The sequence below is a fragment of the Paeniglutamicibacter sp. GQ140 genome, assembly GCF_059759235.1.
This window is the reverse complement of the sequence record NZ_JCAXDW010000036.1, coordinates 1-435: the sequence shown is the minus strand read 5'-3', so window position 1 is coordinate 435 and position 435 is coordinate 1. Positions and strand designations below refer to the sequence as shown.

General features: G+C 68.3%; 1 pseudogene. It reads right to left on the bottom strand.

Annotated elements, in window-relative coordinates:
• A pseudogene (locus AC6CHY_RS19955) lies at window positions 1-435 on the bottom strand (IS5 family transposase); the annotation flags it as partial.

Below are 435 nucleotides of genomic sequence, written 5' to 3'. Positions count from 1 at the left end.
GAGTGGATCTTGGTGGTCAGCCCGCCGCGGGACTTGCCGATGGCGTGGTCAGGGGGCTCTTCGAGAAGATTCTTGTAATTCGACAGGTCCCCCTGTGTGGCGCGGGAGGTTGGTGCCGTGCTGGTGGGCACGGTTGATCGTGGAGTCCACCGACACCTCCCAGTCGACCAGGCCGCGGCTTTCGGCGTGGCCCAACAGGGTCGCCAGCACGGCGTCCCAGGTGCCGTCGGCGGCGTAGCGGCGGTGGCGCTTCCAGACGGTCTTCCAGGACCCGAAATGCTCGGGCAGGTCGCGCCACGGGATGCCGGCGCGGTAGCGGTAGATGATGCCCTCGACCACGAGCCGGTGGTCCTTGAACGGGCGTCCGGCCCTGCCCGTGGAATCGGGCATGAACGGGGCGATCAGCTCCCACTGGGCATCGGTGAGGCGGGCGTA